The organism is Bacillus sp. V59.32b (assembly GCF_003429085.1).
Taxonomy (GTDB): domain Bacteria; phylum Bacillota; class Bacilli; order Bacillales; family DSM-1321; genus Peribacillus.
The window spans coordinates 38,657-50,232 of record NZ_QVTC01000012.1 but is presented as its reverse complement, the minus strand read 5'-3'; the positions used below and the strand labels follow the sequence as shown (position 1 = coordinate 50,232).

Sequence of the window (11,576 nt, the reverse complement as noted above, 5' to 3'; positions counted from 1 at the left end):
AAAGCGAGTAGATTCCATGACCATTTGAAAATCAACAATGGAATTTAACAGAGCCAATACTTAAAATACATTAGTGCAACACTAATGAAAAATAATCTATATTATATAGGCCCTCGAGTTTCTGCTGTAAAACTCGCCGTTTTGCTGATACTATGGATATTAAGAAAATAGAAACCGGTGATACATATATGTTTAAAATCGGATATCGAACGATGAAAACCGCTTTAGGGGCGACGCTTGCGATTATGATTGCCCAGTTTTTTGGCCTGGACAATTTTGCTTCAGCGGGTATTTTGACGATTCTTTGCGTCCAGGTTACGAAGAAGAAATCACTGAAGGCGGCCTGGTCGAGATTCTTGGCCTGCCTGCTGGCGATTGTGTTTTCAGCGATCCTTTTTGAAGCCATTGCCTATCATCCGATTGTAATCGGGCTGATGCTATTGTTATTTATCCCAACGACTGTAACGCTAAAGATCCAGGAAGGGATTGTCACAAGCAGCGTCATCGTCCTTCATTTTTATATGGCCGGGAATTTGACGGTGGATCTGGTGCTCAATGAAACGGCTCTGATTATAATCGGTATTGGTGTTGCCCTGATTATGAATCTTTACATGCCAAGTCTTGAGAATAAACTGGTCACTTACCGGGTGGAAATTGAAAAAAACTTCAGTGTCATTCTGCGGGAGATTGTTAATTACTTGCGGACCAATGAAAGCGATTGGGACGGTAAGGAAATAACCGAGACGAACCAGCTCTTGGAAGAGGCAAAAACAATGGCTTTCCGGGATGTCGAGAATCATTTTCTAAGGGGCGAGGATGTCTATTATCATTATTTTAAAATGAGGGAAAAGCAATTTGAGATAATCGAGCGGATTCTGCCCCTAGTGACGAGCATCCCGACAAATGTCAGGCAGAGCGGGATACTGGCTGATTTCATTCAAGAATTAAGTGAGAACGTCCATCCGCAAAATACGGCCATTGTATATTTACAGCAACTCGAGGAAATGAGAGGAAAAATCAAAGAAATGGAGCTTCCGAAAACACGGGAAGATTTTGAATCCAGGGCGGCTTTATTCCAGCTGGTGAGGGAAATGGAGCGTTATCTTGAGATTAAGCTATCCTTTAAGGGACTCCCTTTAGAAACGAAAGGCCGAATGAAAAACGACTCCCTTGTTTAAAATAAACGAAAAACGCAAGGGAGCGTTAACAACATGAAGCTACTACTATCCATTTTGCTTGCCATGATGGTTTCGCCAATCCATCCGGATGTACCTGCTGTCAAACCGGGTGACCCGTTTATAATCGTGAACAAGGCTACGAATAAGCTGGCATTCATCAAGGACAATGCAGTCCAAGAAGTTTTGCCTGCCGGGACGGGAAGAAGTCAGGAACTTACACCGGAAGGATTATTTACCGTAAAAGTGAAGGCGGTCAATCCTTATTACCGCAAACAGAATATTCCTGGCGGTGACCCGAAGAATCCGCTCGGGACCCGGTGGATTGGCTTTGATGCAAAAAATACAGCCGGGAGAATATATGGGGTCCACGGGACGAATCAGCCATGGACGGTCGGTAAATATATTTCAAACGGCTGCATCCGCTTGAAAAACGCCGATGTAGAAAGGTTATATAATAAAGTTCCGATCGGGACGAAGATTTTGGTTACGAAAACCAATAAAGATTTTTATACGCTTGCCAAAGAACAAGGCGCGATTAAATAAATAAACAGGGTCTTAGCAAATGTGCTAAGACCCTTAATTTTACATAAAAAATGCTATCATTCCTGACAATAATGAGGTTAACAGCATCGTTGCGATCATCAAATAAACGACCATTTTCCTGAAATTTCTATTTCTCATCATACTCTCCCCTACCTGAATTGATTACTATTATTGTAACGTGAGTGGTTACCTGTAGACAAGCAATAATGACGAACATATTTTACCCGTAGCATAAGCAGGATTATGCTGATTATTGTTGAATATTGTTATAGTCAGATAATTGTCAAACGTAAATGGGGGACTGTTATGATAAAAAATATTGATCATATTGGAATCGCTGTTTTTTCGATTGAAGAAGCCCTTCCGCTTTATACAAATGTCTTTCAATTGAAGCTTGAAGGCGTTGAAACGGTTGAAAGCCAAGGAGTCAGGGTTGCTTTTGTCTCTGCGGGTAATACGAGGCTGGAGTTATTGGAAGCGTTATCACCTGACAGTCCGATTGCAAAATTTATTGAAAAACGGGGGCAGGGTATCCACCATATCGCTCTGGGTGTGGAAGATATTGAAGCCAGGATCCAGCAAATTAAGGAAAATGGCGTTAAAATGATAGATGAGAAGCCAAGGCTCGGGGCACACCATGCAAATGTCGCCTTTATTCATCCAAAAGGAACCGCTGGCGTTCTTTATGAGCTTTGTGAACGGAATGAGACAGAGGAGGATCAGGAATGACGGACATCTATGAAAAAATCAATGAGCTGTACGACCGGCGCCGGGAAATTGAGCTGGGCGGCGGGGATGAACGAATCGAAAAGCAGCATGAAAAAGGAAAGCTTACCGCGAGGGAACGGATTGATTTGTTGGTTGATCCTGGTACATTTGTTGAATTAAATCCTTTTATTGAACACCGCAGTCGCGATTTTGGGCTTGATGGTGTGAAAGGGCCGGGAGATGGAGTCGTGACCGGTTACGGCAAAGTAAACGGAAAACCGATTTATTTATTTTCGCAGGATTTCACCGTTTTTGGCGGCGCCCTTGGTGAAATGCATGCTAAGAAAATTGCGAATGTGATGGATCTGGCAGCGAAAAATGGCGCTCCATTTATCGGGCTCAATGATTCAGGCGGGGCCCGTATTCAGGAAGGAGTCGTATCCCTGGACGGCTATGGTCATATCTTTTACCGGAACGCGATATATTCCGGGGTAATCCCGCAAATTTCTGTGATTATGGGGCCTAGTGCCGGGGGAGCCGTATATTCGCCTGCGATCACCGACTTTGTCTTCATGGTTGAGAAAACAAGCCAAATGTTCATCACGGGCCCAAAAGTCATTGAAGCTGTCACCGGAGAAAAGATCAGCTCTGAGGATCTAGGCGGCGCAAAAGTACATAACAGCATTAGCGGGAATGCCCATTTTCAGGGACAAACAGAAGAAGAAGTGCTTGAAATGGTGCGGAAGCTTATCGGCTATCTGCCACAGAATAATGAAGAAAAACCTTCTCGTGCAGAGTTTAATGAGGAAGATGATTACCGTCCGAACCTGACGGAGGCGATTCCCTTTGACGGATTGCGTCCATACGACGTCCGAACTGTCATTGTAGAAGTCACGGATGAAGGTTCATTTATGGAAGTGCAAAAGGATTTTGCAAAGAATATTGTAATCGGCCTCGCACGAATTAAAGGAGAAGTGGTTGGACTCGTATGCAACCAGCCTAAATTCATGGCCGGCGGTCTAGATATCGATTCTTCCGATAAAGCGGCCCGCTTTATTAGGTTCTGTGATTCCTTCAATATCCCGATCATTACATTTGAAGACGTTACCGGCTTTTTCCCGGGCGTAAAGCAGGAGCACGGCGGCATAATCAGGCACGGTGCTAAGATACTATACGCTTATTCAGAGGCGACTGTACCGAAGCTTACGGTCATTTTGCGTAAAGCATATGGTGGTGCCTATGTGGCTCTTAACAGTAAATCGATCGGGGCTGACCTGGTTTACGCCTGGCCGAATGCGGAAATTGCCGTCATGGGGCCACAGGGAGCGGCTAACATTATTTTTGCCCGGGAGATCCAGAACAGCGAAAACCCTGAACAAACGCGCGCCAAAAAGATCGAGGAGTACCGCGAAAAGTTTGCGAACCCGTATGTTGCAGCAAGCCAGGGAATGGTCGATGATGTGATCGATCCGCGCGACACAAGGATCAAGCTTGTCCAGGCACTTGAAATGCTCCGCAACAAGAAGGAATCCCGGCCGTTCAAAAAGCATGGCAATATCCCTTTGTAAATAACGTTTAAAATGCCTTATGTTCTATCCCGGATATTTGCCGCCGGTCGAGTATCAGGAGTATACTGATACAGTAGATCATTTTTGGAGGTATTGACATTGATTAATGAAGAGCGATTAGTCCAGGAGTTTATGGAACTGGTTCAAATTGATTCGGAAACAAAATTTGAAACCGAAATTTCCAAAGTACTAAAGGATAAGTTTACAGCGCTTGGCGTTGAAGTTTTTGAAGATGACACAACCGGCTTGACCGGACATGGAGCCGGTAACCTTGTCTGTACGCTGAAAGGCAGAAAAGAAGGAATCGACACGATCTACTTCACATCCCATATGGATACAGTGGTGCCGGGTAAAGGAATCAAGCCATCGATTAAGGATGGATATATTGTTTCAGACGGCACGACGATCCTCGGTGCGGATGATAAAGCCGGGCTTGCTGTCATGCTTGAAACAATCAGAGTATTAAAAGAGCAAAATATCGCGCACGGCACGATTGAATTCATCATAACTGTCGGGGAAGAATCCGGTTTAGTCGGAGCAAAAGTGCTTGACCGTTCCTTGGTTACTGCAAAATTCGGGTACGCACTTGATAGCGATGGGAAAGTCGGCAATATCATTGTCGCTGCTCCGACACAGGCGAAGGTCAAAGCGATTATTCAGGGAAAAACAGCGCATGCCGGCGTTGCTCCCGAAAAGGGGATTTCCGCGATTACGATTGCTTCGAAAGCAATCTCAAGAATGCCGCTTGGCAGAATTGATGAAGAAACAACAGCCAACATCGGGCGCTTTGAAGGCGGTACACAGACTAATATCGTTTGCGATCATGTTGAGATCCTTGCAGAGGCTCGTTCTCTAATTACAGAAAAAATGGAACAACAGGCCGACAAAATGAAAGAAGCATTTGAAACCGCCGCAGTAGAAATGGGCGGACGTGCCGATGTTGAAATAACCGTTATGTATCCAGGATTTAAGTATGGTGCGGGTGATCATGTTGTGGAAGTCGCTAGAAAAGCAGCCGAAAAAATTGGCCGCCCTTGTGAACTGCAGCAAAGCGGAGGCGGAAGCGACGCAAACGTCATTGCAGGTTTCGGCATTCCGACTGTTAACCTTGCAGTGGGATACGAAGAAATTCATACAACGAATGAAAAGATCCCGGTCGAGGAATTGTCAAAGCTTGGCGAAATGGTCATTGCGATTGTCCAAGAAGTAGCTAGAAAGTAAAGAAGTCAGAGGACGCTGAATTTTCAGCGTCTTTATTTTACATACAGAGTGGTAGTGTACCTGTTGACGAGTTTTGTTAAAATAGAAGTAAACGGAGTTTGACAAGGAAGTGACGGCGTGAACGAGATGTATCCCAAGAATGGCAGAGTAATCCTCCATGTAGATATGAATAGCTTTTACGCCTCGGTTGAAATGGCTTACGATCCCTCTTTAAAAGGCAAACCGCTCGCAATTGCCGGCAATCCCGAAGAAAGGAGGGGCATCATTGTAACCTGCAGCTATGAGGCAAGGAAATTCGGTGTAAAAACAACGATGCCCCTCTGGGAAGCTAAAAAACTGTGCCCTCAGCTGACTGTGATGACGCCTAATTTCGAAAGATATAAGAAAGCTTCATTGGCTATTTTTGAGCTTTTCCGAGGGTATACGGAGTTGGTGGAGCCTGTTTCAATAGATGAAGGATACCTTGATATTACAGACTCAGGTGATATTGGTTCACCGATCGAAATTGCTGAAAGCATCCAAAAGCGAATCTTTGAAACGATGGACTTGCCATGCAGCATTGGGGTCGCTCCAAACAAATTTCTTGCCAAAACAGCCTCCGATATGAAAAAACCGATGGGCATCACCATTTTGCGAAAACGCGACGTCCCGATCAAGATGTGGCCGCTTCATGTTGGTGAAATGCACGGAATCGGCAAGAAGACAGCTGAAAAGTTGGAAAACATCGGGATCAGCACGATTGGCGATTTAGCGAAAGCAAATGAAATTCAATTGAAACAGGTGTTGGGAATTAACGGACTCCGCCTGAAAGAGCGTGCGAATGGAAACGATCAAAGACAGGTCGATCCCGAGTCTATTTTTGAACATAAAAGTATTGGCAATTCAACCACCCTGCCGCATGACTCCACCAACCAAAAAGAATTGATCGATATATTAAGAAAGCTGTCGGAAAAAGTGGCTCTTCGCTTGAAGAATAAAGGGCTGGTTGGCCAGAAAATCGGCATCACCATCCGCTATAAAGATAGAAAAACGATCACGAGAAGCAGGATCGTCGAAAATCCTTTTTCAGCGGCGGACGAAATCCATGCCATGGCAGTTCGGCTTTTTAAGAAGCATTGGAAGGGAGAAAAGATCAGGTTGCTCGGGGTGACGGCCTTTGATGTCACCGAGAGAGAAGCAGCCTTCAAGCAGCTTGATTTATTTTCCTATCATAAGGATGCCGAAAAGGAGCCTTTATATAAAGCTTTAGACCAGTTACAGAATAAATATGGCAAGGATATCATTACAAAAGGGCCTTCTGAAATGAAAAATTCCCCGGTTGTGGCTGAGACCAGTTTTGGTAAAGACTTTTTTGATAATTTCAGTTTAAAGGACAGGAACATTGATGATTCAAAAAAAGAAAATAAATAATAACAAGTTAACGGGTAAAATATAAAGGAAAAAGCATGATGTTTGAACATCGCTGAGATAGTTGATATAGTAAGCCGATAAGGTAAAGAAGGGAAGAGAATCCATGTCAAAACAGCAAATTGGTGTAGTCGGACTTGCCGTAATGGGTAAAAACCTTGCGTTTAATATTGAGAGCAGAGGTTATTCTGTTTCGGTATACAACCGTTCAAGAGAAAAAACGGATGAGATGATGAGTGAGGCACAAGGTAAAAACGTGGTTCCTACATATAGTGTCGAAGAGTTTGTTTCTTCGTTGGAGAGTCCTCGCAAAATCCTGTTAATGGTCAAAGCCGGAGGCCCGACTGACGCCACAATCGAGCAGCTTAAGCCTTTGCTTGATAAAGGTGACATCTTAATTGACGGCGGTAATACATTCTTCAAGGACACTCAGCGCCGCAATGAAGAGCTTAGCGCGCTTGGCATTCATTTTATCGGTACTGGCGTTTCCGGCGGTGAGGAAGGTGCGTTGACCGGTCCTTCGATCATGCCTGGCGGACAAAAGGAAGCGTATGAACTGGTTGCGCCGATCTTAAAGGATATCTCTGCCAAGGTAAATGGAGACGCATGCTGTACATATATTGGTCCGGATGGTGCCGGTCATTATGTAAAGATGGTCCATAACGGAATTGAGTATGGAGACATGCAGCTTATCTCAGAATCGTATTTCTTATTAAAAAATATCCTCGGACTTTCCGCGGAAGAGCTTCACAGCGTATTCGCCGATTGGAATCAAGGCGAGCTGGACAGCTATCTCATTGAAATTACCGCTGATATTTTCAAGAAATATGATGAGGAAACCGGCAAGCCGATGGTTGATGTCATCCTCGATAAAGCCGGCCAGAAAGGCACAGGCAAATGGACAAGCCAGAGTGCACTAGATTTGGGCGTTCCACTCCCAATCATTACAGAATCCGTGTTTGCCCGTTTTATTTCTGCCCTTAAGGACGAGCGTGTTGCAGCAAGCAAAATACTAAGCGGACCTGAAATCAAACCGTTTTCCGGTGATCGGGACGGATTCATCGAGAGCATCCGAAAAGCACTATATATGAGTAAAATTTGTTCATACGCACAAGGCTTTGCGCAAATGAAAGCCGCCTCTGAGGAGTACGGCTGGGACCTGCGCTACGGGGAAATTGCGATGATTTTCCGCGGAGGCTGTATCATCCGGGCGCAATTCTTGCAGAAAATCAAGGATGCTTATGACCGCGATGGCCAACTGAACAATCTGCTTCTCGATTCGTATTTCAAAGAAATCGTCGAAAGCTATCAGGGAGCTCTTCGTGAAGTAGTATCCACAGCAGTCATGAACGGGATTCCGGTTCCAAGCTTCGCTGCTGCGCTTTCTTATTACGACAGCTATCGCACGGAAACGCTGCCTGCCAACCTAATCCAGGCACAGCGTGATTACTTCGGGGCACACACTTATCAACGCGTCGACAAAGAAGGAACTTTCCATACAGAATGGATGGAGAAATAGGTTTCATATAATGACGAAAGCGGACTAATCTTAGAGGTTAGTCCGTTTTTGGGTATAATTTTAGGAAATGCCGTTACTTCATGGTGATTTTAAGAAGCGATTATGAATTTGTACTAGATGATCCGGATTTGTGCTCGATGATGTGAATTTGTGCGCGATCATCCGAATTTGTGCTCGATGATCTGGATTTATGCTCGATCATCGGAATTTGTGCTCGATGATCCGGATTTGTGCTCGATGATCAGAATTTGTGCTCGATGATCCGGATTTGTGCTCGATGATCTGGATTTATGCTCGATAATCCGAATTTGTGCTCGATGATCTGGATTTGTACTCGATCATCGGAATTTGTGCTCGATGATCAGAATTTGTGCTCGATGATCTGGATTTATGCTCGATCATCGGAATTTGTGCTCGATAATCTGGATTTATGTTCGATCATCGGAATTTGTGCTCGATGATGTGAATTTGTGCGCGATCATCCGAATTTGTGCTCGATGATCTGGATTTATGCTCGATCATCGGAATTTGTGCTCGATCATCGGAATTTACGAGCTATTATTAAAATTACAGTAAAAGGAGCACAGATCTGTGCTCCTCCATTGTTAACGACGATGTTCCACAAGGTCAATGACGCCAAGAACCACATGGGCCAATCCAAATCCGAATATGGTATTAGCAACCATTTTATTGGAACCCTCGTTCTGTTTCATTGCATAACCAGCAGCTGTTACAGCAGTACCTAAAGCAGTGGGAATCAGGCCTTCACGAACGTTCATGGTTATACCCTCCATTCGTAGTCAGGTTCGGTGAAAAATCACCATTGTTAGTCTTGCCGAAGCAGGCGGAAGTATGTAAGGAACATATACACAAAGGAGCGATATGAATGAACATCCGAAATATAAAGGAAGATGATTATCCACACATCATTTCCCGCTTGAATGATTGGTGGGGTGGGCGTAAGATGAGTTCCATGCTGCCCAGGCTTTTCTTTCAGCATTTTAATGATACGAGTTTTGTCATCGAAAAGGATAGAGAAATAGCCGGTTTCATCGTCGGATTTCTTTCACAGACGGAACCCAATACAGCGTATGTGCATTTTGTAGGGGTTAACCCCAATTTCCGCAAACAGGGCATTGGCAGACAGCTGTATGATAGGTTCGCAAGTTCTGTTGCTGTGTAAAAGGTGTGGACACGATAAAATGCATAACATCGCCGGTTAATCGGAATTCGATATCCTTTCACAGTCAGCTTGGCTTTACGATTATTCAGGGAGATAAAGAGATAGATGGGATTTCCGTACATAGCAATTACGACGGGGAAAATGGGGATAGAGTCGTTTTTGCGAAAAAAATTTAGTCAGAAAATCCTATGGAAAATAGTCCATATCGGATTTTCTTTTTTTTGTCCAAAAAGATACCCTTAAAGAAAAAGATCAGATAATATTTGATGATTTCCAACATAAGCTGATAAGACAAAAGGGAGGATGAACATGCCGATGCTTTGGATTGTTGGATCAGTGTTTCTCTTTTTGATCATCCTGGAATCAGGCGTGTCGTTTTGGATGAATAAAGGAACGGCTAAAAAACACCGAGAGATCCTCGATTCAATTAGAGGGAAGATTTTTAGAAATAAATCCAAGTCAGTAAATAATTAATTAATCCGATTCGGTGGATATTTAATCCAAACTCGCAATAATTAATCCAAATCACCAAATAAGGCGCATCATGAGAAAAAGGATATCCCGGTCGGGATATCCTTTTTCTTTAAGCGTTACTCTTCAAGGTCGAGGTTTTCTACAGGCCACCAGAAATGTTCGTCTTTTTCCAGCAGTTCGTCAGCGCATTCAGGTCCGGTTGTACCGGCTTTGTAGTTCGGGAAAGTGCTGTCCTTTGTCGTTTCCCATACTTCGGAAATGCTATCGACAAATTTCCATGATAAGGCCACTTCGTCCCAGTGCGTAAAGTTCGTGGCATCGCCTCGCATGCTATCGAACAGAAGCTTTTCATACGCCTCTGGTGTGTTAAGTTTGTCGCTGCTTTTATTTGAATATGACAGCTGTACCGGTCTCGATCTCATACCATTTCCAGTTTTTCTAGCGTTCAGGAGAAGGGTGATGCCTTCCTCAGGCTGAATATGGATGACAAGGAGGTTAGGGTGAAGCGTTTCTCCCGTTTTGTAATACAAATTCATCGGAATGTCCTTAAATTGGACCACGATTTTAGTTGATTTAATGTCCATCCTTTTCCCGGTACGAATATAGAAAGGTACACCGGCCCAACGGAAGTTGTCAATCATCAGTTTCCCAGCGACGAATGTTTCCGTGTTTGACTCGGGATCAACCATTTGCTCTTCCCGGTAACCGGGAACATTTTCCCCATTCATTGTGCCTGAGCCATACTGGCCACGCACAAAATATTGATTCACTTCTTCCGCAGTCATCGAACGAAGGGAACGAAGCGCACGCACTTTCTCGCTGCGGATTTCCTCGGTAGTCAACCGGATGGGCGGTTCCATCGCAAGAAGTGCAACCATTTGCAGCATATGGTTCTGGACCATGTCTCGTAATGCCCCGCTCGTTTCATAATAACGGCCGCGTTCCTCTACACCAAGCGTTTCACTTGAAGTCACCTGAATATTGGAGATGTAGCGGCTGTTCCATAATGGTTCAAAAAGAGCGTTGGCAAAACGGATGACCTCAATATTTTGTACCATTTCTTTACCGAGATAGTGGTCAATGCGATAGATTTCGTCTTCTTCAAACGCAGTACGGATCCGTTTGTTAAGCTCCAAAGCACTTTGAAAACTGTGTCCAAACGGTTTTTCAATGACAAGGCGTTTATAGCCGGTTGTGTCAGTGAGACCTTGCTCTCTCACCTGTTCTGCGATTGTTCCGAAGAACTCAGGAGCCATGGCAAGATAGAAGACACGGTTGCCTTCAAGCTGATAATGGCTATCTAAACGGTCTGCGATCTCCTTCAACTGTATGTACGATTCGGAACTGGTCACATCATGCGAATGATAAAAAAAGTGAGAGGCAAAGTCGTCGATGTTTTCCTGTTCATTGGTGAAGGTTAGAATCGAGTCCTTCACATTGGCTTGGAATTCTTCATTGGTAAGAGGCCTTCTTGCCACGCCGACAACGGCAAATTTATCTATCTTTTCTTTTTGGAATAATCGATAAATGGAAGGGAACAGCTTGCGCTTAGCCAAGTCCCCGGTTGCTCCGAATATCATGATTAGTGCGGACGGTTTATTATTTTGAACCAAAGCTAAAACCTCTTTTCCTGATCAATTGCTTCTGAAAAAATACTCTTTCAATATATAATTTGTTAAACAGTAACGCAAACATATTGCATACATCCTTATTCTTTTTCAAAGAAATGTATTATATTCTTCTATTCCTTATGAATAGATTAAAACTTCCCGATA

Annotated in this window: 11 protein-coding genes and 1 pseudogene; 9 read left to right on the top strand and 3 right to left on the bottom strand. The window is 44.0% G+C overall.

Features of this window, described 5'->3' with window-relative positions; translation table 11 throughout:
* Positions 1–188: 188 nt before the first annotated feature.
* Positions 189–1,178, top strand: a complete 990-nt coding sequence (locus D0463_RS03145; RefSeq protein ID WP_117304966.1) for an aromatic acid exporter family protein — start codon at positions 189–191, stop codon at positions 1,176–1,178.
* Positions 1,179–1,211: 33 nt separating this feature from the next.
* Complete coding sequence (locus D0463_RS03140; protein ID WP_117304964.1) at positions 1,212–1,721, top strand: L,D-transpeptidase; 510 nt, start codon at positions 1,212–1,214, stop codon at positions 1,719–1,721.
* 39 nt (positions 1,722–1,760) lie between these two features.
* On the opposite strand, the gene prli42 is transcribed toward D0463_RS03140, so the two are convergent.
* Entirely contained in the window at positions 1,761–1,859 is a 99-nt protein-coding gene (gene prli42 / locus D0463_RS19295) for a stressosome-associated protein Prli42 (protein WP_160118355.1), read from the bottom strand.
* A 168-nt stretch (positions 1,860–2,027) separates the two neighbouring features.
* On the opposite strand from prli42, the gene mce reads away from it, so the two are divergent.
* The 5 genes from mce to gndA all read left to right on the top strand — a co-directional run bounded on the left by mce (position 2,028) and on the right by gndA (position 8,144).
* Positions 2,028–2,450, top strand: coding sequence for a methylmalonyl-CoA epimerase (gene mce / locus D0463_RS03135; protein ID WP_117304962.1), 423 nt, complete (start codon positions 2,028–2,030; stop codon positions 2,448–2,450).
* Positions 2,447–3,997 (top strand): acyl-CoA carboxylase subunit beta, encoded by a 1,551-nt coding sequence (locus tag D0463_RS03130; protein ID WP_117304960.1) that lies wholly within the window; start codon positions 2,447–2,449, stop codon positions 3,995–3,997. Before mce ends, D0463_RS03130 begins: the two co-directional genes overlap by 4 nt.
* 99 nt (positions 3,998–4,096) lie before the next feature.
* Positions 4,097–5,218, top strand: coding sequence for a M20/M25/M40 family metallo-hydrolase (locus tag D0463_RS03125; protein ID WP_117304957.1), 1,122 nt, complete (start codon positions 4,097–4,099; stop codon positions 5,216–5,218).
* A 117-nt stretch (positions 5,219–5,335) separates the two neighbouring features.
* Positions 5,336–6,628: a DNA polymerase IV gene (locus D0463_RS03120; RefSeq protein WP_117304955.1), complete on the top strand. Its 1,293-nt coding sequence runs from the start codon at positions 5,336–5,338 to the stop codon at positions 6,626–6,628.
* A gap of 103 nt (positions 6,629–6,731) precedes the next feature.
* Entirely contained in the window at positions 6,732–8,144 is a 1,413-nt protein-coding gene (gene gndA / locus D0463_RS03115) for an NADP-dependent phosphogluconate dehydrogenase (RefSeq protein ID WP_117304953.1), read from the top strand.
* 605 nt (positions 8,145–8,749) lie between these two features.
* Here gndA and D0463_RS03110 read toward each other — a convergent pair.
* Entirely contained in the window at positions 8,750–8,923 is a 174-nt protein-coding gene (locus D0463_RS03110) for an asparagine synthase (RefSeq protein WP_117304950.1), read from the bottom strand.
* A gap of 107 nt (positions 8,924–9,030) precedes the next feature.
* Between D0463_RS03110 and D0463_RS03105 the strand changes: the two are divergent.
* Positions 9,031–9,503: pseudogene (locus D0463_RS03105) on the top strand (GNAT family N-acetyltransferase).
* Positions 9,504–9,636: 133 nt separating this feature from the next.
* The gene (locus D0463_RS19290) at positions 9,637–9,801 is read left to right on the top strand and encodes a hypothetical protein (protein ID WP_160118354.1); all 165 of its coding nucleotides are present in this window, start codon (positions 9,637–9,639) and stop codon (positions 9,799–9,801) included.
* A 116-nt stretch (positions 9,802–9,917) separates the two neighbouring features.
* Here the strand turns inward: D0463_RS19290 and zwf are convergent, their stop codons facing one another.
* Positions 9,918–11,414 carry a glucose-6-phosphate dehydrogenase gene (zwf, locus tag D0463_RS03100; protein ID WP_117304948.1) on the bottom strand — a complete coding sequence of 499 codons (1,497 nt, stop codon included), beginning with the start codon at positions 11,412–11,414 and terminating at the stop codon, positions 9,918–9,920.
* Positions 11,415–11,576 lie beyond the last annotated feature (162 nt).

Excerpts from the sequence above, each read along its gene's own strand:
- D0463_RS03130 (WP_117304960.1), top strand. The coding sequence starts at position 2,447 with ATGACGGACATCTATGAAAAAATCAATGAGCTGTACGACCGGCGCCGG.
- mce (WP_117304962.1), top strand. The coding sequence starts at position 2,028 with ATGATAAAAAATATTGATCATATTGGAATCGCTGTTTTTTCGATTGAA.
- D0463_RS03145 (WP_117304966.1), top strand. The coding sequence starts at position 189 with ATGTTTAAAATCGGATATCGAACGATGAAAACCGCTTTAGGGGCGACG.
- D0463_RS19290 (WP_160118354.1), top strand. The coding sequence starts at position 9,637 with ATGCCGATGCTTTGGATTGTTGGATCAGTGTTTCTCTTTTTGATCATC.
- prli42 (WP_160118355.1), bottom strand. The coding sequence starts at position 1,859 with ATGAGAAATAGAAATTTCAGGAAAATGGTCGTTTATTTGATGATCGCA.
- D0463_RS03140 (WP_117304964.1), top strand. The coding sequence starts at position 1,212 with ATGAAGCTACTACTATCCATTTTGCTTGCCATGATGGTTTCGCCAATC.
- D0463_RS03110 (WP_117304950.1), bottom strand. The coding sequence starts at position 8,923 with ATGAACGTTCGTGAAGGCCTGATTCCCACTGCTTTAGGTACTGCTGTA.
- gndA (WP_117304953.1), top strand. The coding sequence starts at position 6,732 with ATGTCAAAACAGCAAATTGGTGTAGTCGGACTTGCCGTAATGGGTAAA.